This is a genomic window from Conexibacter sp. CPCC 206217 (genome assembly GCF_030646165.1).
In the GTDB taxonomy this organism is placed as follows: domain Bacteria; phylum Actinomycetota; class Thermoleophilia; order Solirubrobacterales; family Solirubrobacteraceae; genus Conexibacter.
This window is the reverse complement of sequence record NZ_JAUTDO010000001.1, coordinates 344,061-366,385: the sequence shown is the minus strand read 5'-3', so window position 1 is coordinate 366,385 and position 22,325 is coordinate 344,061. Positions and strand designations below refer to the sequence as shown.

Annotated in this window: 18 protein-coding genes; 8 read left to right on the top strand and 10 right to left on the bottom strand. The window is 72.1% G+C overall.

Annotated features, from left to right (window positions below):
• Positions 1 to 311: 311 nt before the first annotated feature.
• Positions 312 to 722 carry a phage holin family protein gene (locus Q7L65_RS01715; RefSeq protein ID WP_304718486.1) on the top strand — a complete coding sequence of 137 codons (411 nt, stop codon included), beginning with the start codon at positions 312 to 314 and terminating at the stop codon, positions 720 to 722.
• 232 nt (positions 723 to 954) lie between these two features.
• Here Q7L65_RS01715 and Q7L65_RS01710 read toward each other — a convergent pair whose 3' ends face one another.
• The gene (locus Q7L65_RS01710) at positions 955 to 1,155 is read right to left on the bottom strand and encodes a hypothetical protein (protein ID WP_304718485.1); all 201 of its coding nucleotides are present in this window, start codon (positions 1,153 to 1,155) and stop codon (positions 955 to 957) included.
• Positions 1,152 to 3,053 (bottom strand): bifunctional diguanylate cyclase/phosphodiesterase, encoded by a 1,902-nt coding sequence (locus tag Q7L65_RS01705; RefSeq protein ID WP_304718484.1) that lies wholly within the window; start codon positions 3,051 to 3,053, stop codon positions 1,152 to 1,154. The genes Q7L65_RS01710 and Q7L65_RS01705 overlap by 4 nt, the downstream gene beginning before the upstream one ends.
• 575 nt (positions 3,054 to 3,628) lie before the next feature.
• Between Q7L65_RS01705 and Q7L65_RS01700 the strand changes: the two genes are divergently transcribed.
• Positions 3,629 to 4,081: a hypothetical protein gene (locus Q7L65_RS01700; RefSeq protein ID WP_304718483.1), complete on the top strand. Its 453-nt coding sequence runs from the start codon at positions 3,629 to 3,631 to the stop codon at positions 4,079 to 4,081.
• A gap of 57 nt (positions 4,082 to 4,138) precedes the next feature.
• On the opposite strand, the gene Q7L65_RS01695 is transcribed toward Q7L65_RS01700, so the two are convergent.
• The gene (locus Q7L65_RS01695) at positions 4,139 to 4,525 is read right to left on the bottom strand and encodes a VOC family protein (RefSeq protein ID WP_304718482.1); all 387 of its coding nucleotides are present in this window, start codon (positions 4,523 to 4,525) and stop codon (positions 4,139 to 4,141) included.
• A 64-nt stretch (positions 4,526 to 4,589) separates the two neighbouring features.
• On the opposite strand from Q7L65_RS01695, the gene Q7L65_RS01690 reads away from it, so the two are divergent.
• The 3 genes from Q7L65_RS01690 to Q7L65_RS01680 all read left to right on the top strand — a co-directional run bounded on the left by Q7L65_RS01690 (position 4,590) and on the right by Q7L65_RS01680 (position 6,231).
• The gene (locus Q7L65_RS01690; RefSeq protein ID WP_304718481.1) at positions 4,590 to 4,955 is read left to right on the top strand and encodes a TfoX/Sxy family protein; all 366 of its coding nucleotides are present in this window, start codon (positions 4,590 to 4,592) and stop codon (positions 4,953 to 4,955) included.
• Entirely contained in the window at positions 4,952 to 5,146 is a 195-nt protein-coding gene (locus Q7L65_RS01685) for a hypothetical protein (RefSeq protein WP_304718480.1), read from the top strand. Before Q7L65_RS01690 ends, Q7L65_RS01685 begins: the two co-directional genes overlap by 4 nt.
• A gap of 149 nt (positions 5,147 to 5,295) precedes the next feature.
• Entirely contained in the window at positions 5,296 to 6,231 is a 936-nt protein-coding gene (locus Q7L65_RS01680; RefSeq protein WP_304718479.1) for a hypothetical protein, read from the top strand.
• Here the strand turns inward: Q7L65_RS01680 and Q7L65_RS01675 are convergent.
• The gene (locus tag Q7L65_RS01675) at positions 6,209 to 6,652 is read right to left on the bottom strand and encodes a cupin domain-containing protein (RefSeq protein WP_304718478.1); all 444 of its coding nucleotides are present in this window, start codon (positions 6,650 to 6,652) and stop codon (positions 6,209 to 6,211) included. The genes Q7L65_RS01680 and Q7L65_RS01675 overlap by 23 nt on opposite strands.
• 76 nt (positions 6,653 to 6,728) lie before the next feature.
• Here Q7L65_RS01675 and Q7L65_RS01670 point away from each other — a divergent pair, with 76 nt between their 5' ends.
• Positions 6,729 to 7,187 carry a MarR family winged helix-turn-helix transcriptional regulator gene (locus Q7L65_RS01670; RefSeq protein ID WP_304718477.1) on the top strand — a complete coding sequence of 153 codons (459 nt, stop codon included), beginning with the start codon at positions 6,729 to 6,731 and terminating at the stop codon, positions 7,185 to 7,187.
• A 42-nt stretch (positions 7,188 to 7,229) separates the two neighbouring features.
• Here Q7L65_RS01670 and Q7L65_RS01665 read toward each other — a convergent pair whose 3' ends face one another.
• The 3 genes from Q7L65_RS01665 to Q7L65_RS01655 form a co-directional block, all read right to left on the bottom strand.
• Positions 7,230 to 9,560, bottom strand: coding sequence for a VCBS repeat-containing protein (locus Q7L65_RS01665; RefSeq protein ID WP_304718476.1), 2,331 nt, complete (start codon positions 9,558 to 9,560; stop codon positions 7,230 to 7,232).
• Positions 9,561 to 9,677: 117 nt separating this feature from the next.
• Positions 9,678 to 10,697, bottom strand: a complete 1,020-nt coding sequence (locus Q7L65_RS01660; RefSeq protein WP_304718475.1) for a hypothetical protein — start codon at positions 10,695 to 10,697, stop codon at positions 9,678 to 9,680.
• A 98-nt stretch (positions 10,698 to 10,795) separates the two neighbouring features.
• Positions 10,796 to 13,828 carry an amidase family protein gene (locus Q7L65_RS01655; RefSeq protein ID WP_304718474.1) on the bottom strand — a complete coding sequence of 1,011 codons (3,033 nt, stop codon included), beginning with the start codon at positions 13,826 to 13,828 and terminating at the stop codon, positions 10,796 to 10,798.
• Between the two features lie 340 nt (positions 13,829 to 14,168).
• Between Q7L65_RS01655 and Q7L65_RS01650 the strand changes: the two genes are divergently transcribed.
• On the top strand, positions 14,169 to 16,130 hold the full coding sequence (locus tag Q7L65_RS01650) for a nitrous oxide reductase family maturation protein NosD (RefSeq protein ID WP_304718473.1): 1,962 nt from the start codon (positions 14,169 to 14,171) through the stop codon (positions 16,128 to 16,130).
• A 64-nt stretch (positions 16,131 to 16,194) separates the two neighbouring features.
• Here Q7L65_RS01650 and Q7L65_RS01645 read toward each other — a convergent pair whose 3' ends face one another.
• From Q7L65_RS01645 to Q7L65_RS01635, 3 genes are all read right to left on the bottom strand, one after another.
• The gene (locus Q7L65_RS01645; protein ID WP_304718472.1) at positions 16,195 to 19,146 is read right to left on the bottom strand and encodes a BTAD domain-containing putative transcriptional regulator; all 2,952 of its coding nucleotides are present in this window, start codon (positions 19,144 to 19,146) and stop codon (positions 16,195 to 16,197) included.
• 114 nt (positions 19,147 to 19,260) lie between these two features.
• Positions 19,261 to 20,703 carry a DHA2 family efflux MFS transporter permease subunit gene (locus Q7L65_RS01640; RefSeq protein WP_304718471.1) on the bottom strand — a complete coding sequence of 481 codons (1,443 nt, stop codon included), beginning with the start codon at positions 20,701 to 20,703 and terminating at the stop codon, positions 19,261 to 19,263.
• Positions 20,704 to 20,706: 3 nt separating this feature from the next.
• On the bottom strand, positions 20,707 to 21,912 hold the full coding sequence (locus tag Q7L65_RS01635; protein ID WP_304718470.1) for an MBL fold metallo-hydrolase: 1,206 nt from the start codon (positions 21,910 to 21,912) through the stop codon (positions 20,707 to 20,709).
• A 284-nt stretch (positions 21,913 to 22,196) separates the two neighbouring features.
• On the opposite strand from Q7L65_RS01635, the gene Q7L65_RS01630 reads away from it, so the two are divergent.
• Positions 22,197 to 22,322, top strand: coding sequence for a hypothetical protein (locus tag Q7L65_RS01630; RefSeq protein ID WP_304718469.1), 126 nt, complete (start codon positions 22,197 to 22,199; stop codon positions 22,320 to 22,322).
• Positions 22,323 to 22,325 lie beyond the last annotated feature (3 nt).

Sequence of the window (22,325 nt, the reverse complement as noted above, 5' to 3'; positions counted from 1 at the left end):
TGTGCACTGGGGCGTCAGGACGGCAACCGGTGAGCGCCCTCGCTGCGAAGCGGAGAGGGCCGAACGTCTCGGACGAGGTCGTGAACGTGAAGTTGATGCGGCCACCGCAGAGTGCCGGGAGGCCGTCGTCGCGGCGATGTCGGCGAGGTCGCCGACGATGCTCAGAGGAGCGCAGCGGTGGTCGTGCGGGCGGTTGTGAGAGAGCGCGTCGCATGCCGTCGCATGCAATACGGACGACGGCGTGCAGGCGATTGGCGCCCGCAGGGCGCCGGTGCGGGTCGGCTGCATGGCGCGCGGTTAGACTTGTCCTGATGATCACCTCGCTCGCGATCCGCTGGGCCGGCAACGCGCTCGCGTTGTTCGTCGCGGCGTGGGTGCTGAGCGGAGTCGCGTATGGGGACGACTGGTGGACGCTGCTGATCGCCGCCGCGGTCTTCACGGTCGTCAACGCGTGGGTCAAGCCGATCCTGACGCTGTTGTCGATCCCGTTCATCATCGTGACGCTGGGGCTGTTCTACTTCCTCCTCAACGTCCTGATGCTCTACATCACGGCGTGGATCGTGCCGGACTTCGAGATCCGCACCTTCTGGTGGGGCGTCCTGGCGGCGATCATCGTCAGCATCGTCAACGGGCTCTTCAACGTCGTCTTCCCGACCGACGACGATGAGGACGAGCGTCGGCGCCGCCGGCAGCAGCGCGAGCTGCGGCAGCGCGAGTACTGATCAGTCAGAGGCACGACGTAGGTGGCGTCCAGCCGTGGTCGACGACGGGGTGATGATCGCAGCGCGCGGCGGTGCCTCGGTCGTCAGGTGGATCTCGATGCGCTGATGTCGGGGAATCGCCAGCTGTCCGGGACGCGAGGGGGGGGCTAGTCCCTTGCTCGTTCGCGCTGTCGACGAGGATGGCTGCGGCAATCGCGGTCGCGTCGAGGCAGAGCGCGCAGCAGCGGCGCGATCAGGTGCTCGGCGGTCCGGCCGCGACGTTCGTGGCGCGGCCGGTGCAGACCTGATGCGCGACCGTTTCATGGCCGTCATCGAACACGCCACCGGCCGCAAGCCGATCGGTTTCGATGCCGTGGAGAAGCCGGCGGCGTTCGCTAGGCCGTTGGGTCCTCTCGAGCGTGGTCTCGTCCAGCCGCGGGTCATCGAGCCTCATCCTGATCGCCCGCCTGGGCAGTCCGTGGACGGGATGCAGCCGGTGCGGCTCCGTGCCGGCAGGTGGAGATCGCGACCGTCGGCGCGCTGGCCGACGAGCGCTTCGAGATCCGCGAGGGACATCGGCGGGGCGAAGTGGAAGCCTTGGCAGGAGTCTGTTCCGAGGCGTGTCAGTTCGTGGTGCTGCGGGGCGGTTTCGACGCCTTCGCAGACGACGGTCATACCGAGGCCGTGGGCGAGTTGGACGACTGCGGTGATGATCGGCGTGCTGGGGGAGTCGTGTCCGAGGGCGGCGATGAACGAGCGATCGATCTTGAGGATGTCGACGGGGTAGCGCATCAGGTAGCTGAGTGAGGAGTAGCCGGTGCCGAAGTCGTCGAGCGCGAGGGCGATCCCCATGTGCTTGAGTTGTCGGAGGACGTGCAGCGCCCGTTCGCCGTCGCGGACGAAGATGCTCTCGGTCACTTCCATGCAGAGGAGCGCGGGGTCGGTCGAGGTCGCCTCGAGCACTGCTGCGACGTCGTCGAGGAAGCCGCCGGCCATGAGTTGGTGTGCCGAGACGTTCACTGCCACGGCGATCGGCTCGTTGCGGCTGTGCTGCCAGCGGTGCTGCTCGGTGCAGGCCTGGTGGAGGACCCATCTGCCGATGTCGACGATCAGGCCGGATCGCTCCGCGAGCGGGATCACCACGCCTGGCGGGATCGCGCCGTGCGTCGGATGTGTCCAGCGCAGGAGGGCCTCTACTGCGGTCACGTCTCCGTCGGCCGCGGTGACGATCGGCTGATAGGCGAGGTGGAGCTCGTCGCGCGATGCGGCCTGCGCCAAGGCTTCCTGCAGGTCCAGGCGCTTGTCGTGGCCGTCTGGCTCGTAGGGACCGCGATCGGTCCTGGAGGCGGCGAAGGTCCGCTTGGCGCGGTACATCGCGAGGTCGGCCTGGTGCAGCAACTGCTCGGGACGCGCGGCGTGGCGCTCGGCGAATGCGACGCCGACGCTGGCGGTGATGGCCAGCGTGGCGTTCGCCAGCACGAACGGCTGTGCGAGCAGGGCGGTGATGCGGGCGACGATCAGGTCGGCCTCGGCGCGATCGTCGAGGTCCTCGCAAAGGATCACGAACTCGTCGCCTGACATCCGCGCCAGCGTGTCGGCGGGACGCAGCACCGACGGCAGTCGCTCGGCGATGGCGATCAGCAGGTGGTCGCCGACTTGGTGTCCGTGGGCGTCGTTGACGTCTTTGAAGCGGTTGAGGTCGATGAACAGCAGTGCCGAGTGTTTGTCGGAGCGACGTTCGCGCAGCAGCGCGTGGTCGAGACGCTCCAGCAGCAGGATCCGGTTCGGGAGACCGGTCAGCGCGTCGTGCAGAGCGGCTTCGTGGGAGTGGGCGGACGCATCGAGGAGGTCCTGACGGGCATGGGCGTTGAGCAGGTAGGAGGCGGCGACGTCGGCGAGCGTCTGCGCCACGCCCATCGAATCGGCCGACAGCGCCCCGGGCGTATCGCGGTAGAGGTCCAGCGCCCCCAACGGCTTCGCGTCGCCATGACGCAGCGGGAACGTGAAGACCGCCGCGAGTCCCGCGTCCAGCGCCCGCGGAACGAAACGGCGAAAGCGCTGCTCTTGATCGAGATCCGGGATGGAGATCGCAGTTCCAGTGCGATACGCGGCCAAGCACGGTCCTTCATCCAGCTCGGTCTGCAGCCGCTCAAAGCGCAGCGCAGCGCTGCTGGAGGCGGCGACGTACTGCGGATCTCTCCCGGGCGAGATCAGCGTCACGCCCGCGCCAGTGATGGGCAGGATCTCGACGATTCGCTCCACCAGCCGATCGAGGATCGCCTGAATCGGGAAGTCCGTCACCATCGTGCGAGCGAACTCGCTCAGGACGTCAGCGAGTTGCTCACGCTGCATGGCGACGTTCAGATGGCTTCGTACGTCCCCGCCGGCGGTTCGCGCCGAACTCATCGGGTTGGAGAGCGAGGGAACGCGAGCCGCATCGACAAGCTGGTGTACGCCCGCGATCGATGGCAATACCCTGTTGCCGGCACAAGCACCGTGCCGGCGAGATCGATGACTTTCGTGCGGGTCATTCTGACTCCTCGATTCGCCGCCGGTGCGCGAAGCTCGGAAGTCAGATGACGCTACGCGCCCGACCGCGTGGGTCGAGTCGCATCTCGTCGCGGAAGCCCTCCTGAAACCAGTTTAGTAGAAAAGAGAACCCGCGCAAGTCTCGGCACCCCACGGCGAGGCGACGACGGACGCCCGATGTACGGATGTCCAGCGCAGCTCAGCGTGGGCGGGGCGGCTGGGTAGAGTTCCCGCCACTCGGCACGTCGAACGGAGGGACGGAGGGACGGAGGGAATGGTGCGCACTGCTCTGGGGTTGTTCGTGCCCGACGGGGCCGGTGGGCTCGTCGGCGTCGGTCCGGCGCGCGGGAGCTGACGCGATGTCGTCTTCGAATCGCGCGCGCAAGGTCGTCCTGCTGATGGCTTCGCTTGCGGTCCTCATCTGCGTGGCGTCGGCGCCAGCGGTCGGCGTCGCTGACGCGAAGCCGAGATGCAGAGCCGGTTATCAGCTGAAGAAGAAGAGAGGCGTTCTCAGATGCGTTCGCAAGCCGACGGAGCCCAAGCCGCCGCGTGACGCGGTGGTCCCGTCGTCGATCGAGTTGCTCGTCGGGACGCTGAAAGACGGCCAGTTCGGCGCGACCGGCTACATGAGATTCGCCGAGCGCGTGACCGGAACGGCGTACGGAGAGTGGGTGCTCACGAACGGCGTGGCTCGTGAACGCGTTCCGTTCAAGCTGCGGTACATCACCGACACCGACTACACGCCCTTCACGATCGGTTATCCCATCGCCGTGTTCATCCGGGGACGGGCCGTGACAGCGACGCTCGTGATCGGTGGAGTGCGTTCGAACCGCATCACGCTGAAGCAGTGACGCGAGGCGAAGGTCCGGCCCATCGCGCCCTCGCGGCGACGGTCGAATCGGCCTCGCTCACCGCGAGTCGCTCTGCTCCCCGTCTGCGGGCACCCTCGGATGACTGAGGATGTTCAGCACGAGACCCGTTGGTTCGCGCACGAAGAAGCGGCGGACGCCCCAGGGCTCGTCGGTGAGGGGGTGGACGATTTCGCAGCCGAGTCGTCGGGCGGCGGCGTGGGCGGCGTCGACGTCGTCGACCTCGATCGAGACGTCGGGGTTGACTGGGGCGCTGGCGTCGGCGCTCATGATGCTGAGCTGGGCGGTGGGGTTGTCGCGGGCGGCGTAGGTGAGGATCCAGCCGTGGTCCATCACGACGTCGAGGTCGAGGACCTGTTCGTAGAAGGTGCGGCTCGCGGCGGGGTCGGGCGAGCCGAGGTTGGGGACGATCCGTCTGACGGTCATGGGGAGACCTTGACGGGGCGGTCGGCTCGATCGGGTCCGCGTGCCGGATTAGTCTGCGCTGACGATGGCCTACGACGAGCAGCTTTCCGGGCGCCTGCGTGAGGTGCTCGCGGGGCGGGAGGGGATCTCCGAGCGCAGGATGTTCGGCGGACTCATGTTTCTGCAGCACGGCAACCTCGTCTGCGGCGTGATGGGGGAGACGCTGCTGCTGCGGCTCGGTGAGGAGCAGGCGACCGCCGCGCTCGCGGAGCCGCACGTGCGACCGATGGAGATGGCGAGACGGCCGTCCAGAAGCACGGTCTACGTCGAGCCGGCCGCATGCGCCGGCGACGTGGAGCTGCGCGGCTGGGTCGAGCGCGCGTTGGGCTTCGTCGCGACGCTGCCCGCCAAGGAGAGCGGCTCCGATTCCGGCGGAGGGACGATGCGATGAGCGATCCGGTGGTCGTGGAGGTCGCGATCGATGCACCGGCCGAACGGGTCTGGCGGGCATTCCGTGAGGCGGCCCATCAGCGCGGCGTGGTCGCCGATGCGGGAACGCTCGTGGCGCGCGAGAAGACGATCGTCAGCGCGTACGGGCTCGACGACGACGGCTTCGCGGCGCTGGGCCGGCGGCTCGGCTGAGCTGCTCGCCAGCGGGCGGGACTCTGCCCAAAGACTGGGAGGGATCCCAGGTTGCTCGCGGCGTGCGGTGAGCTAGCTTGAGGCGCCTTGCCGTGCGGCGGGCGATTGCACGCCCCCTCGGCGCCAGATCGAGCAACCCTGACGGAGCCATGAGAACCCCTTTGCGTCGCCTTCCCTGCAGAGCGCTCGTCGTCGCGCTGGCATCCGCTGTCGCGCTGCTGTGCGGCTCGAGCGCCAGTGCGCTCGCGTCCGAGCGGCCCGCTGGGGGGAGATGGGCCGTCTACGCGCACGAGCATGCGGCGAGGGCATCGGCCGCCGCCGGCGCCGTGTCACTGTCGACCGTCGCGGCGAGACCGGTGAAGATCGCGGGCGCCGGGGCGGCGACCGGGTACACGTCCGCCGAGAGCGTCTGGGTCGAATGCAGAGGCGGCGCGATGCCGCTGATGATGGGGTGGAGCGGCACGCGCGCGGCGATCGCGACGATCTACTCCAACAACCTCCTCAGCGCCAGAACGCTCGGCGTCGCCGTGCGGCGTCCGCTCGTCGGCGGCGTCTTGCGCGCGACGGCGTTGTGCGCACGCGGGCCGATCGCGGCCCGGACGCAGGAGAGCTCGTCGGGCACCGTCTCCTGCAACGCCGGCCAGCTGGCGATCGGCGTCCCGATCGACGGCGGCCCGTACTGGACCAGAGCGATCGCGTCGATGCCGGTCGGCACGCGCGGCTGGCGCAACACCGAGGGCGGCTACGCGCGCGCCAAGGTGATCTGTGTCGCGGCGAGCGCGTTCAGAGCGGTGCACGTGGTGACCAAGCGGGCGTCGCTTCCCGCCGGCGCGCGGACCGCGACGGTGACCGCGGAGTGCCGCGGCGCCACCCGCCCGGTCAGCTGGGGCTTCGAGGCCGGCCTGCTGGAGGGCAACACCTGGAGATCCCCGGACTCCGACCTGTCGATCAGCGTGCCGTTCGTCGCGACCGCGAAGGCGAGCGGCAGAGCCGGGTGGTCGCTGACGTTTGCGACCCCGGATGGCAAGCCGGCCGCTTCGGCCACCCCGATCGGCCTCGGCGTCACCTGCGCGGCGCCGCGCTGAACGCAGTCGCCTCCTGCGATCCCGCACAAGCCGCCGCGTACGTCTCCTCGGCGACCGGCTGGCCCAGGCTCACGGCCGCGACCGGCTCGCGCTCCACGGCGAGCAGGCAGGTGAGGAAGCGGTCGGGGGCGGCGCCGTACCAGTGCTCCTCGCCGGGCTCGAAGACGACGCGGTCGCCGGGGCGCACGACCTCCGGTTGGCCGCCGCGGCGCTGGCAGAGGCCGACGCCGTCGACGACGGTGACCGTCCCACCGCGTGCGCTGCGGCTCCAGACCGTGCGTGCGCGCGGGGCCAGGTGGACGTGCTGCATCAGCAGCTCGGCGCTGCCGCTGGGGATCGCGATCGTCTCGACCATCACCGGTCCCGTGTATCTGCGCGGCTCTCCCGCGGAGACCGCGACCGTGCCCGTCGTCACACGCATGCTCGTTCCAGCTCCATAGATGGTGGTAGACCACCACTATACATGACCTCTATCTCACCCGGTACCCTGATTCGTGATGAGCGTCCTGCCTCCAGACCTCCCAGCCCTCAGATCGCCGAAGCAGCGGCTGGCGCTGAGATTGAACCTCCAGCTGTTCGAACTCGGCGAGCTGCTGATGGCGCACTGGAACGAGACCGCGCGCCGCTACGGGCTCGCCCCGAGCCAGGTCAAGGTGCTGCTCGCGCTCGGTGGCGACGAGACAGTGACGATGCGCGCGCTCGCGGACCGGCTGCGCTACGACGCCTCCAACCTGACGACGCTGGTCGACCGGCTCGAGCGCGAGGGGCTGGTCGAGCGTCACGCCCATCCGACCGACCGTCGCGTCACCGGCGTGAGGTTGACCGCCAAGGGCGTGAGAACGCGCGACGGGGTCTGGCAGGCGGTCAACACCGACGGGCCGCTCCACGGCCTCACCAAGGATCAGCTCGCGGTCCTCAGCGAGGGGCTCGGCCGGGCGCTCCCCGACCCGAGCTGAGAACGGTCGAGCGCGCCCGGGGCGCTGCCGTATCGCTCGCCATCAGCGCCGCAGCCGAGCCGTCAGCCTGAGGGTGCGTCGATTGCCGGCAAGGTCGCGGGCGCCGATCACCACGCGGACGCGCAGCGGACCCGCCACGGCGCGCAGCGTCCGGTGGCCGTAGGCGCTCAGACGCAGCTGCACCCGCGTCCGTTCACCGGCTCGCAGGCGGAACGAGCCGGTCGCCAGCCGCGCACGCCCCGTGCTGGCGCCAGGGCCGGCGCGGCGCACGCTGACCGTCCCGCTGCAGATCCCGCTGCGCGCTCCTTCCTGCGGTGAGCAGGCGAGCGGCAGGAGGGCACGGCCGCTTCCGCCGCGCAGCACGATGCCACCTCTGCCGCGCCCGACGGTCAGGCCGGGCGGGTAGGGGTCGACCTGAAAGGTCACGCTGACGGGCTCGCTCGTGCGGCCGCCGGCCTGGGCCCGGATCGCCACGGCGTGGTTGCCGGCGTTGAGGCCGCGCAGCCGCAGCGGCGAGCCGCATGGCATCCACGGCCCGCCGTCGAGCCGGCACTCGGCAGTCGTCGCGTCGTCGGTCGCGAACACGATCTCGACGTCGCGGCTGGTGCCGACGGCCGGCGGTGACCCGGTCAGCCGCGGCGCGGCCGGTACCGCGACCACGGGCGGATCGCCGACCGGGGGCGGTCCCTGCACCCCCACCGCCGGCGTCGTGAAGGAGACGTCCGTCCCCGCGGTCGTCCCCGCCAGGTTGGTCGCGACGAGCCGGACGTGGTACTCGCGGTCGGGCTCCAGGCCCACGAGCGCGGCGCTGACCGCGCTCGGCGCTCGACCGGCGACGACCGTCTGGTCCGGCGTGCTCGATCCGTACGCGGCATTCGGTCCGTACTCGAAGTGGTAGGTCGTGGACGCGAGGCTCGGCGTGAGGAGACCGTTGAGGGTCGCCGCCGTCGTCGCGATCGCGGTCGCGGAGCCCGTCACGACGGTCGGCGTGACCGGCACGCCGAGCGGGTCGCTCGTCACCGTCGTCGAGCCCAGTTCGTTGCTCGCGCTGGCGGCGCAGCGCAGCTCGCGCTCGCTGTCCTGCTCGCTCACGACGTACGCCGCTCCGTCGGCGTCGGCGATCGGGTCGCCGTCACGCGACCATGCGTAGCCGTCGGCGATCGGTGCGCTCCCGCTCCAGCTGACGTGCTGGCAGGTCAGCGTCTCGCCCGGTCGCGGGGTTCCGCTGACGGTCGGCGCGCTCGCGAGCGCGGGCTCGCTCGATGTGTTGGTCCACTGCTCGACCACTTCGCCGGGGCCGTCGATCGCGACGAGCTCGTCGAGGCCGTCGCCGTCGAGGTCGACCGCGACGAGCGCGGTCGGGTGTCGTCTGGTCGCGAACGGCGAGCCGGCGGCGAGCACGAACTCGCCGTTGCCGCCGCCGAGCAGGACCGTGAAGCCGACGCCGCCGCGGATCGTCGCGAGATCGAGCGCTCCGTCGCCGTTGAAGTCACCGGCGGCGAGCGATTGCGGCAGCGGTCCGACCGGATAGGAGGTCGTCGCCGCGAACGTGCCGTCGCCGTTGCCGAGCGACACGCCGATCCGGTCGGAGGCGCTGTTGAGCGTGATCAGGTCGAGCTTGTCGTCGCCGTCGACGTCGCGCGCCAGCAGTTCGGTCGGCTGCGATCCGACGAAGAAGGACGACGGCGCGCCGAAGCCGCCGCCGCCGTCGCCGCTCGCGACCGTGACGGTGTTGCTGCCGACGTCGGCGACGGCGAGGTCGTTGTTGCCGTCGCCGTTGAAATCGCCGACCGCGATCGCGCCGGGAAAGGAGCCGGTCGGCACCGTCACGCCGGTCGTCCACGCTGACGGAGTGCCGTCGTTGAGGACGATCTGGACGTAGCCAGGAGCGCCGTTGTTGACGACGGCGAGGTCGCGGCCGGCGACGCCGTCGAAGTCGGCGATCGCGACGGCGACCGGATCGCTGCCGGGCAGCGGCTCGGTCCAGTAGCCGACGACCGGGCCCAGTCTGGACGAGCCGGTGATCGTGAACGATCCGTCGGTGCGATTGACGGTCGCAAGCTCTGGGTGGCCGTCGCCGTCGATGTCGCCGGCCGTGACCGCCGTCGGCGAGGCGTCCAGGGTCGAATAGCTGGCGCCGCCGATCCTGCCTTCGTCGGGGACCAGGACGGCGATCTGTCTGCTGCCCGCGAGCGAGACGGCGATCTCTGGTCGTCCGTCTGGGCCGAAGTCGGCGACGACCGCGTCGCTCGCCCCGCCCGGCAGCCAGGAGTCGCTCATCTCACCGAACTCGAGCGCCTCGGCACTCAGGGGAGGCGTCGCGAGGAGCGCGAGCAGCGAGACGAGCGCGACGCGAGACGACCGATGCGACATGTGAGATCCCCGATTCGACAAACGAGCCCCGAAGTATTGACGGCGACGCGCCAGAGCGCAAACGCCCGTGCGCCAACCAGGCGGACGAGCTGAGGTTGGGGACGATCTGTCGGGCGGTCACGAGGAGATCGCGACGGGGCGCGCCGCGTTGCGCGCTCCCACGGCCAGCGTGACGGCGGCGCCGATCGCCGCCCACAGCGCCAGCACGAGCACGTGCCCGGCGATCCCGTGGCCGCCGAAGTAGACGATCCGGCGGACGGTGTCGGTGCCGGCCCCCGCGGGCAGCACGCCGCCGATCGTGCGCCAGAAGCCGGGCAGCAGCTCGCTCTGGAAGGCACCGCCGGCGCTCGGGTTGCCGAGCACGACGAACAGCAGCACGGCGAGCCCGATCCCGACGATCCCGGCGAGCGACTCGAGTGCGACGGTGACGGTCCCCGCCGCGAAGACGACGAGCGCGCCGAGCCACCACAGCGCGAGCAGGTGGCCGGTCTGCGCGCCGAGCAGCGGGTCGACGATCAGCGCACCGAGCAGCCCTGAGAGGATCGCGTAGAGGAGCAGCCCGCCGAGCCGGATCGTCGCCCGCCGTGCGTTCGCCGGTCTCGGGCCGTTGGCGATCCCCAGCAGCGCCGCGCAGAGGTAGCCGCCGACCAGCCAGCCGACCACGAGGTAGAAGCCGGTCAGCCCGCGAGCGTCGCCGGACTGCAACGGCACCGCGTCCTCGACCGAGATGGAGCGGCCCTGCGCGCGCTCGGCTTGCCGCGCGACCGCCTCGACCGCGGTCGCCAGCGACGCGCCCGCGCCCGCGGCGATCAGCAGCCGGTCGCGTCTCCCGTTCGGGTCGACGACCAGCACCGCGCTCGTCTCGCCGTCGCGCAGCTGCGCCCGCGCGGCCGCCTCGTCGGCGACCGCGTTCACCTTCAGCGGCGTGCCCGGCAGCGCGTCGAGTCTCGCGACCAGCTGCTGCGCCTCCTGCGCTGGCGCCACCAGCGCGACCGCGATCCGGTGCGGCTTGGGGCTGTGAAACGCGCCGACGTAGGAGAAGACGAACGCGAGCTGGATCACGAGCACGCCGAGGACGAGCAGGAGCGTTCTCGAGCTGGCCGCCTGCCGCAGATCCGCGCCCCAACCGTCGTCCATAGGGAGATCATCGCCTACACGACCGACGGACATGCGCGTTTCCCGGATGAGACGCGCATGTCCGCACAGGTCGATCAGTCGATCGTCAGTTCACCTCGTCACGTTCCTCTCACCGCGCGGAAGGCGATCGTGGTCGTCCGCGAGGCGTGGCCGGCAGCGTCGAGCGCGCGGACGCTGATGCGGTATCTGCCGGCGGGCAGCGTCGCCCCGGCGATCTGCAGCGACCAGGCGCGATCGGCGCCCCCGCCGCTCACCCGTGCCGCCTGGAACACGACCCGTCCGCAGGCGCGGGAGCGCTGCAGTCTGCCGCGCACCAGCGGCTGGCATCTGCCGCCGGCCAGCCGCGCGATCGCGACGCGGACCGCTCTCGGCGTGCCGGCGGCGAAGCCGCCGCCCTGCTGGCAGCCGCGGTCGCGCACGCGCCCGCTCAGCCGCAGGAGCGCTCTGCCGGCGCGCGCTCGGGCGAGCGCGCGGCCGCCGAAGCGGCGCGTCCCGACCGTGACCGTCGGCGCCAGCGCGTCGATGCATGCCGGCGCCGGCGCCGGCGGGGCGGGCGGCGCGGGCGGGGCCGGCGGCTCCACCTGCGGCGGCAGCTGGGCCTCGGTCCCGGGCCGCGCGGCCAGCTCCAGCTCCGGCGTCGCCGCCGGCTCTCTGCGCGCGTGCAGCGTCTGCTCGGTTGCGTAGCCGAGCCGGAACAGATGTGCGTCGTCGAACGCGCGGCCGATCAGCGAGACGCCGAACGGCAGCCCCTGCTGCGTGTAGCCGGCCGGCACGACGACCTCCGGCATGCCGCCGACCGAGGCCGGCGCGACGAACGTGCGCCCGTTCCAGTCCTGCGAGTCCTCGACCGGGATGTCGGCCTTGTTGCGCGGCATCAGCAGCGCGTCGACGCCGGCCGCGTCCATGTACGCCTGCACGTCGGCGCGGTAGGCGAGCCGGTCGGCCAGGTTTCTCGCCTGCGCCGTCTCGTACTCCGCCAGCGTCGGGACTCTCGACCCGGCTCTCCCGCTGGGCGAGCGGTTCAGCGACGAGGAGCGCGCCTCGCTGTAGGTCGCGAACGGGAAGTTCGGCTGCCCGTCGACGTACTGCTGGTTGAGGAAGGCGCCGAGCGCGCTCGGGTCGGTCGGCCCCTGCGCGCCCCATCGGGTGCAGATCGAGTCCGGTTGGTGGACGGTCACGAGCGTCGCGCCGGCCGCTTCCATCTGTGCGGTCGCTGCATCGAACAGTGCTCTCTGCTGCGGCCCGTCCTGCTCGGGCCCGGAGTTGCAGCCGGTGTGCATGCCGCGCGTCCACGCCTCCGGCACGAGCCCGATGCGAGCGCCTCTGAGCGCGCCCGCGTCGAGCAGCGCCGGGTACGACGGCGGCCGCACGGCGCCGAGCCCGAGCGTCTTCGGGTCCAGCGGATCCTCGGCGATCGTCACGTCGAGCACGGTCGCGAGGTCCTCCATCGTGCGCGTGATCGGGGCGATGTGGTTCTGGTTGGCGCTGCCCATGATCCCTCTGTTGGCGTCCCACTCGCGCGTGGCGAGCATCGTCACGCCGCTGTTGTTGCCGGAGGGATGGCGCGTGGAGGAGTAGTTGTCGGTGCCGATGTTGAACGCGACGAGGCTGGCCGCGGTCGCTGCGCCGGCGCCGCCGCTGGAGCCGCCGTTGGCGCGGTCGGGCGCGTACGGGTTGCGGACGGTGCCGCCCATCCCGCTCTGCGAGCGGATGCCGGAGCTGGCCCACTCGTCGAGGTTGGTCTTGATCAGCGGGATCGCGCCGGCCGCGCGCAGTCGCGCGATCTGGAACGTGTCGCGGTTCGGCATGAAGCCCTCGAGCGCGAGCGAGCCGTACGTCGTCGGCAGGCCGAGCGCGTCGATGTTGTCCTTCAGGCCGAACGGGATCCCCATCAGCGGGCCGAGGTCCTCGCCTCTGCGGCGCCGCTCGTCGAGCGCGCGTGCCTCCTCCAGCGCGTTCGGGCTGACGGCGATGACGCTGTTGAGGTGCGGGCCGGACTTGTCGAAGGCGGCGATCCGGTCGAGGTACGCCTTGACGATCTCCTCAGAGCTGGTGCGGCCCGAGCGCATGTCGGCCTGCAGCTGGGCGATCGTCTTGCCGACGACCGGATAGGTCGAGGTCGTGCGCAGCGGCTGCACGGCGACCGGCTGCGGCGGGCGGCCGGGGCTGGTGACGTCGTCGCAGGCACCGGGCGGCAGGCCGACGGTCGCGTCCCAGTTGACGACACCGCAGCGGACGGCTGTCGAGAGGCCGTCGAAGTCGGGATCGGTCGCGATCGCATCCGCGGTCGCGCCGACGGCCGCGATCGCGGCGGCGTCGGCCGGCGAGCCTCTGGAGCCGAGGCCCTTGGTCATGTACGTGACGAGCGTCGCCGCCTCGCCGGCGCCGAGCTCGACTCTGTAGCGGTAGCCGATGAAGCTCGGCAGACGGCCGGGATAGTCATCCGCGAAGGCGTCGTACTCGGTGTCGCCGAGGCCGTCCTTGCCGCTGGTGCCGACGATCTGCGCCAGCGGCGGTTTGGGCGACGGCCCGGTCGCCGGGTCCGCCAGCGAGTTGTCGGCGTCGGTCATGAACTCGACCCAGCTGTCGCTCGCCTCCGGCGTCTGGTCGCCGTCGGAGCTGTCGGCGACGCGGCCCCAGCCGGGCGTGCCGCCGGCGCCGACGCTGCCGCCCCAGGAGACGCGCACCGTCAGCGGCGCTCCCGTCGTGTTGAAGAGCGTGTCGGCATAGCGGATCGCGTCCAGGGCGGGCAGGACTCTGATCGCGCGTCTGACGGCGACCCCGCCGATGCGCGGCGACTGCGTCGTGTCGAAGTCGACGCCGCCGTCGTAGGTGAGGCCGAGCTCGTCGACCAGCTTGTTGGCGGCGAGCACGTCGCCACCGCGCTGGACCTGCAGGCGCAGGCCGCCGAAGCCGTCGATGCCGCCGTCGATCGAGATGCCGGAGCCGCTCGACCCCTTGGACGAGTCCTCGACGTCCCATTCGCCGCCGTTGGCGGTCGGGACGAGCGTGGTCGCGGCGGCGGGCGCCGCGAGCGCCAACGGCGTCAACGCTGCCACCGCCAGCGCCAGCAGGCGTCGTCGGCGCGAGGACGCGTTCAACCGCTCCGCATGCGCGGATGAGGGATGCATATGTTCTCCTGGGGACGGACTGGAGTTGGCGCGCTTCCCCTCAAACGCTCCCCCCGCATCCCACCCGGTCCCTTGCACCATGGCAATCGTCCAGCGGCCAGGACCATCTGCGCACGATTGCGACAAACGTCGAACCGGATCGTGGTGAGGCAGCGGTGGGCTGTGGCGCGATCGCGCGCTAGTACATCGGTCCAGTCATGTGATGTTTCGCGCCAACTTGGCGAGAACTTGCCGACAACTGTCCGACGCCGCCGGCTTCGGCGGCCTTGCTTCGGTCACCTCTGAAAGAGGGCCTCATATGCACGCTTCTCCGTTTGACGGATCGATCCGATCCGCACGGATGCACCCGCGTGCGCGCACCGTGTTGGTCGCGGTCGCCTCGCTTGCCGCATCCGCAGCGCTCGTTCCCGGCACCGCATCAGCTGCGACGCGCTTCGTCGCCCCTGGCGGCAGCGATGCCGGCAACCTCTGCCTCGACGCCTCGGCGCCGTGCGCGACGATCGCGCCGGCCGTCACGGCAGCCGACCCGGGCGACACCGTCCAGGTCGCTGCGGGCGAGTACGTCCTGACCGCGACGATCAGAGTCAACAAGGCTGTCACGATCGTCGGCGCGCAGGCCGGCGTCGACGCGCGCGAGCGCGCCGGCGTGCCCGAGACGGTCGTCACGGGCACGATCCCGGCGGGCGGGACCGGCGCGCTGATCGCGCTCGGCGCGGACGGCGCGAGCGTCGACGGGTTGACGGTGTCGGGCAACGGCCGACCGGGGATCTCCGCCTCGATCGCGGCCGGAGGCTACGGGATCCGCAACTCGGTGATCACCGGCAACGGCGTCGGCATCGACCTCGAGACCAGCGACGCCGCGACCGCGTCGACGGTCGTCGCGGGCAACCGCATCGAGGCGAACAACAACGGCACGCTGCAGAGCGGGATCTACGGCGACGGCCCTGCCGCCAACGTCGAGATCGTCGACAACCTCTTCCGCGGTCACACCAACGTCCCGATCAACATCTCGGGCAGAGGGGTCGACCAGCGCAACCTGTCGATCAGCCGCAACAGGTTCGAGGGCGAGCGTCATCTGCTGCTGCTCGGAGCCACGGGCGTCACGGTCAGCGACAACACGTTCGTCGACGGGCGCAGTCAGGCGATCGCCGTGCAGGGCGGCGTCGACGGGCTCGACATCACCGCCAACACGATCGACGCCCCCGCGCTCGACGGGATCCTCTTCGTCGACTACTACGGGATGGGGCCGAGCAGCGACACACGGATCAGCGGCAACACGATCACCGGCGCGGGAGCGGCCGGAGTCGACGTCTCGACCAGAACGACGACGGCCGCGAGACTGCCGGGCTACAGCGGCCCGCTCGCGATCCACGCCAACCGGCTCGTCGGCAATGCCGGCGCCGGCGTCGTCAACGAGATCGCCGGCGCGACGGTCGACGCGACCGACAATTGGTGGGGCTGCAACGCCGGCCCCGGCGGCGACGGCTGCGACACGGTCGACGGAGCGGTCGCGAGTTCCCCGCAGCTGGTCCTCAGCGGCGTCGCCACCCCGGCATCGATCGGTTTCGGCGAGAGCGCGACCGTGACGGCGTCGTTGGCGACCGACAGCGCCGGCGCGACGGTCGCTGGCCTGCCCGACGGCATCCCGGTGCGCTTCGACGCGGTACTCGGGACCCTGTCGCTCACGAGCGCACCGCTGCAGAGCTCCATCGCCGAGTCCGTCTTCACCGCCGCCTCTGCGGCCGGCACCGCGGGCGCGAGCGTCACCGTCGACAGCCAGACGACGCCCGTCGCGCTCGACGTCGTCGCGCCCGTCGAGCAGCCGCCGATCGAGCAGCCGCCGGCCGAGCAGCCGCCGGCCGAGCAGCCGCCGGCTGTCGTCCCGCCGGTCGTGCCCGCGCCCCCTGTCGTCCCGCCGGTCAAGCCCGCGCCCACGCCCGCCCCCTACACGCTGACGCTCAAGTCGCCCTCCGGCGACGGTGTGACGGTCTCGGCGAGAGGCGTCGTGACGATCGCTCGCGTGAACTGCCGCGCGAGCGGCTGCAGAATCACGGCCAAGCGCGTCACGGTGAAGATCGGTCGCAAGACGTACGTCGCGACGGTGACGATCGCCGGCAACGTGCGCAAGGGCAGATCCGCGCCGATCCGCATCGTGCTGCCCCAGGCGGCGCGCAGAGCGCTCGCGCAGGCCCGCCGCGGACGCGCGACCGTGCGCCTCACGATCGCCAGCGGCGGCAGAAGAACCACGGTCAAGAAGACGATCAAGCTCAAGGCGGCGCGCAGAGACGCGCGATCGCGCTAGGGAAACGTCGGTCGCTCGGAGCGCTCCGAGCGACCGACCGTCGCACGTTCGAGGCGACCCCGGCTCAGCGCCCGCCCGCCGCGATCAGCCCCCGGTCGCGCGCGACGTCCCAGAGCGTGAGGCGCTCGCCGTCCGCCCACAGGCGGGCGAACCGCTGCGGGTCGATGGCGGCGCGCAGGCGCTCCAGCAGCACGTCGGAGTTCAGCTGCACGGGCCAGACCATCCCGACGCGCCGCGCGTCGACCTGCGACGCCGCGTAGAGCGGGACGGCGGTGTCGCCGTCGCCGATCAGCGCGGCGAAGTTCGCGAGCGCCTCCAGGAAGGCACCGCCGCCGCCGTCGCCCAGCCGCAGGTGCGCGGCGATCAGGCGATCGGCCCAGACGATCCCCGTCTGCGGATCCTCGCCGAGCACGCAGGAGATCTGGCGCACGCCGCACATGCTCCACTGCGCCAGCAGGTTGTCGGCGGCCAGCGCGCGCTCGTACAGCGCCTCGGCGCGGGCGGCCGTCACGGCGAGGTCGCGCGTCGTCAGGCCGGCGACGCAGTCGACCTTCTCGGCGAGCAGGTGCAAGAGCGGGTCGTCGGCGACGGCGGCGACCTCGGTCAGGACGGCGCTGACGCGCGCGACGACGGCGAACTCGTTCTTCGCCCACGCCGCATCCGCCGCGCCGACGAGCGCCTCGCCGAGCTCGAGCAACTCGTCGTGGGGGATTCGCGCGACCTGCGGCAGCGCCTCGCCCTCGCCGATCTCCGTCCGCAGGATGCGCTCGACCTGCGGCAGCGCCGCGTCGAGTTGCGGCTGCGCGAGGTCGACGCGCCCGCTCAGCAGCGCCGTGCCGGCCAGCGCGATCCGCGCGATCGTCAGCTCGGTCGACTCCGCGACCTGTGCGGCGTCGATCACGCTCTCCAACCAGCGGCGCGCCTCGATCACGCGGGAGCGGTAGTACCAGGAGTAGAACAACCGCGCGCCGAGACGCAACAGGCGCGGATCGGGATCGCCGCGCACCGCCGTCTGCAGCGTCGCGCGCACGGCCGGGTAGGCATCGTCGACGGCATCGAACCACGCCGCCTCCTGCGGCTGCCCGAGTCGCGGCCGGCTCGCGAGCAGGTGTCGCACCCAGCCGTCGCGGCGGCCGGCGGTCGCGACGGCCTCGCCGGCCTCGGCGAGGTGCTGGCGGGCGTGCGCGCGGACCGTGTCGAGCTGCCGGAAGGTCGCCCGGCCGCCGCGCCCGCCGGCTCCGACCGCGACCAGCAGCGAGCGGTGCGCCAAGCGGGCCAGCAGGTCGGGGATCTCCGCCACGTCGAGCTCGGCGCCCTGCGCGACCGCGGTCGCGACCGGCAGCGTGAACGGGCCTGGCAGAACCGACAGGCGGCGGTGGACCGCCTGCTCGCTCGGCGACAGCAGCCGGTGGCTCCACTCGATCGCCGACCAGACCGTCACGCGGTGGTCGGCCGGTCCGCGGCCGATGCGCGTCAGCCGGCTGGGATCGTCCTCGACCTGCTCTGCGACCTCGTCGAGCGTGAACGAGCGGGCGCGTGCGGCCGCCAGCTCGATCGCCAGCGGCAGCCCGTCGACGGCCGCGCAGATGCGCTCGACCAGGCGCAGGTCCGCGGAGTCGGGGCCCGCCACGCCGTCCTGTCCCATCCGCGCGAGGAACAGCTCGGCCGCGTCCGACACCGCCGCCGGCCCGCCGGCCGCGGCCCCGGCGCCGGCGTCGTCGCCGGCCCCGGCGTCGGTTCGCAGCGACAGCGGCTCCAGCGGCCAGACCGCCTCGCCGTCGACCGCGAGCGGCTCGCGGCTGGTCGTCAGCACGGCCGCGCGCGATCCCTCCTCGACCAGCGCGTCGACGACGGCCGCCGCGCCGTCGAGCACGTGCTCGCAGTTGTCGAGCACCAGCAGCAGCTCCCGCTCCTGCACGAACGCGGCCAACGTCGGCAGCGTCGGGCCGTCGTGGTCGAGCGCGAGGCCGAGGGCGGAGACGACGGCGTCGACGACCAGACGCGGATCGGTCACCGCGGTCAGGTCGACGAACCAGACGCCGTCGGGGAAGCGCGCGGCGGCGGCGCGCGCGACGTCGATCGCCAGGCGCGTCTTGCCGCAGCCGCCCGGTCCGGTGACCGTCACCAGCCGCCGTTGCGGCAGCCACGCCAGCAGTCCCGCCAGCTCGGTCGCACGGCCGAGCAGCGGCAGCGCGCGCCGCGGCAGGTGGACGATCCCCGCCGGCCGCGGCTGCGGCGGCGGGGAGGGCTGCGACCCCGCCATCGGCGCGGCCTCCTGGCGCAGGATCTGCTGCTGCAGCCGCCGCAGCTCCGGACCGGGCTCGAGGCCCAGCTCGTCGCGCATCAGCGTGCGCACGCGCTGAAACGCCTGCAGCGCCTCGTCGGTCCGGCCGCTGCCGGCGAGCGCCGTCATCCGCTGCGCCCACAGCCGCTCGCGGAACGGATGCTGCACGGTCAGCGACTCCAGCTCGACGAGCGCGGAGCCGACCGCGCCGACCGCCATCAGCGCATCGATGCGCCGTTCGAGCAGCTGCTCGCGCAGCTCCTGCAGGCGCGCCGTCGCGGCGGTCGTGGCGGTGATGTGCGCGACGACCTCGTAGGGCGTGCCGCGCCACAGCCGCAGCGCCTCGTCGCAGCAGGCCAGCGCCGCGGCCGGGTCGCCGTCGGCGAGCAGCCGCCCCGCGCGCTCGGCCAGCGCCTCGAACGCGAGCGAGTCGAGCGCGTCGGGCGCCAGCGCCAGACGGTAGCCGCCGGCCTCGGTCACGAGCGAGGAGGAGGAGCTGCGCGAGTAGGAGGGATCGAGCAGCCGCCGCAAGCGCCAGACGTGGTTCTCCACGCTCGACGCCGAGACCGACGCGTCGTACCCCCACGCGCCCATGACGAGGTCGTCGACGGTGACCCGCTCGTTGGCGCGCATCGCGAGCAGCGCGAGGATCGCGGCCTGCTTGGCGCCCGCGCAGGGATGGTCGCCGTCGGCCAGCGATACGAGCAACGGGCCCAGATCGCGCACTCGCATGGCGCGCAGGATACGGCGCGGGCGCCGGTCGCGGGGCGCATGCGGACTGGCCCGCGCGGCGATCGCCGAGAGAACCGCTCGGCCGCCGCTCCTGCGCCCCGCATCCGCCGCTCCTCACCCGGCGGCCGCGGCGAGCGTCTCGCTCCTCTCCTGCGCACCCGTGTCGAGCCGTTCGCGCGAGAGCAGGAACCAGCCCGCGACGAGCGCGAGCGCGAAGGTCGCCGCGGCGCACGCGAAGCCGACCGTGATCGCGTCGGCCGACTCGTGCGGCGTCGGCACCTGCGCGCCGCGGTGCTCGAGCCCGAGCACGACGGTGCCGATGATCGCGACGCCGAGCGTGCCGCCGAGCTGGCGGACCGTCTGCACCAGGCCCGACGCCTGGCTGCGCTCCGCCGTCGTGACGCGACCGAGCGCGTCGGTGTTGGTCGGCGACATGATCAGGCCGAGGCCGAACCCGGTCAGCACCATCCCGGGCACCTGCAGCGCGTACTCCAGCTGCGGCAGCGACGCCGCCCACGCGGCGAGGCCGGCGGTCGCGACGGCGAGGCCGGTCAGCGCCGGCGGGCGCACCCCGCCGCGGTCGTACCAGCGGCCGCCGAGCTGCGCCGCGGCCGCGATCGCGACGATCAGCGGCAACACGCCGAGACCGGCGGAGATCGGCGACAGGTGCAGCAGCTCCTGCAGGTAGATCGAGCTGTAGAGGATCACCGCCAGCAGCGCGAACTGGATCAGCCCGAGCACGACCAGGTTGCCGAGGAACGCGCGGCGGGCGAACAGCCTCACGTCCACCAGCGGGCTGGTCGCGCGCAGCTGGCCGACCACGAACCAGGCCGTCAGCGCGAGCCCCGCCGTCAACGTCAGCAGCGTCGCGGGCGAGCCCCACGACCAGACGCTCGCCTGCTGGATCGCCAGCACCGTCGTGCCGATGCCGCCGACGAGCAGCACGACGGAGCGGGCGGCGATGCGGACGCCCGGCTGGCGGCTGTCGTCGGGCCGTGCGATGTGCACCATCACGAGCGCCGCGATCCCGACCGGAACGTTGAGCCAGAAGACGGTCCGCCAGGAGATCGACTCGGTCAGCACGCCGCCCAGCAACGGCCCCACTGCGAGGAACACCTGGCTGATTCCGGTGTAGACCGCCATCGCGCGCCCGCGCTCGCGCACGTCGAACGCGCCGATCACGATCGCCGCCGAGACGGGCACCATCAGCGCCGCGCCGGCGCCTTGCAGCACGCGCGCGGAGATGATCCACGGCTCGCCCAGCGAACCGTGCGGTGCCAGGCCGCACAGCATCGAGGCGAGGAAGAACACCGCCACGCCGATGCGGAAGGTCCTGACCCCGCCGAGCTTGTCGCCCAGCTTGCCGCCGAGCGCGACCAGCGCCGCCATCGCGAGCACGTACGCGTTGACGACCCACTGCTGGCCGGTGGGGGAGAGCGGCAGGTCGCGGCCCATCGACGGCAGCGCGACCGTGACGACGGTCTGGTCGAGCATGATCATCGACAGCGAGCCGGTCATCGCGACGAGCACGAGCCAGCGGTTGCGCGCGGGTGCCATCGCTCACACCGGCTTGAACGTCGGCCGGTTGCTCGCGTCGGTGCCCTGCGGCAGATCGAGCAGCAGGCAGTGGTTCAGCAGCGTCAGCTTCAGGAAGGTCGAGAAGACCGGGAACTGCAGCCCCGCGAGGATCGCGATCGTCGAGCCCGGCTGCGCCTCGGCGAGCAGCGTGTCGTAGAGCGCGTCGATGCCGATGCCGTCGGGATGGCGCGCCAGCACCTCGCCGACGACGGCGGCGAACTCGGTGCCGGAGGCGATCACGCCCTCCAGCGCCGCGCGCGCCTCGGCGCCGCTGACCGGCAGCAGCGGCCGGTGCCCGGCGCACAGCAGCTCGAGCTGTCCGCCGTCGATCATCGCGAGCGCCTTGTGCGCGGTCGCGATCGTTCTGCGCGGGTCGGTGTCGGCCCAGATCGGCACCGACGTGGTCTCGTCGGCCATGAACATGAAGCGGTGCTCGGGCAGGTAGAAGACGACCCCGCCGAACGAGTGGCCGCCGGACTCCAGCACCTGCACCTCGGGCCGGCCGTCGTCGCCGGCGAAGGTCCAGCCGGTCCAGGCGCTGTCGCCGATGCGGATGTCGGCGGCCGGCGCGATCCGCTCGTAGTCGACGATCGTCTCGACGCTCGGGAAGACCGGCGGATAGGTCTGCAGCAGGATGTCCACGACCAGCGACGGCAGGAAGCCGCTGACCGCCGGGCCGATGCCGAGCTGCGCGATCCGCGCGCCGAGGTCGGCGACGTCCGCGCCCGTCAGCGCGTCGTCGGCGCCGAGCGCGCGCAGCAGCGAGGCGACGCCGTCGGGCGGGAGCGTCAGGCCCGAGAGGTAGTCGAAGTACGGCAGGCCGCGCTTGTACATCGCGCCGAAGAAGGACTCGAACTCCAGCGCCGAGCGGGATGCGCGCGGGAGGTGGTGGCGCTTGGTCGCGCCGGGAGCGATCTCGGCCAGCACGTCGTTGTTGCCGAGGTGGTCGAGGTGGCCGTGGCTGTTGAGCAGCAGCACCTCGTCGACCTCGCCGGCGTAGCGGTTGGCGAGCTCGCGGATCGCCTCGCGCTGCTCTGGGCCGACGCCGGTGTCGAGCAGGTACAGCCTGCGCCCGCTGCGGTAGACGGCCAGCGTCGGCAGGTCCGGGTCGTCCCAGAGGTTGTGCGGGTGGTGCCCCTCGATCAGGTACAGGTCGGGGGCGATCTCATGAATCGTTCCGGTCGGCATGCGGCCACCCTCGCGGGAGGCGCTCGCATGCCGCTCTCATGTCGCTCTCACGGGCCGACGCCGTGCGGCGCGTCGACAGCTCTGCCGGATGACCGCCAGCCCGGCCGGCGCCGCCGGTGCGACGGGCGACACGGGCGCCGCGGGTGCCCGCGGCCCCGCTTGGGACTGCCGGAGCAGATCACGGCACCGCTCTCGCAGGCGGGCGTACCGGTCGTGGGTTTGTCCGCCCAGCCGCGCTTGCATGCCGCGACGATCTCGTGCGCCTCGCGCGTTGCCGTCTGCGCGTGGCCGTGCGCAGACATGGGTTCGCCGACCACGTGCGCGGCGGACTGCTGCTGAGCGACCGCTCGACCGCAGCTGGGCCGTGGCGGATCCGGCTGGTGTCGCTCAGAGGTGCCTGCGGCCGTTGACCA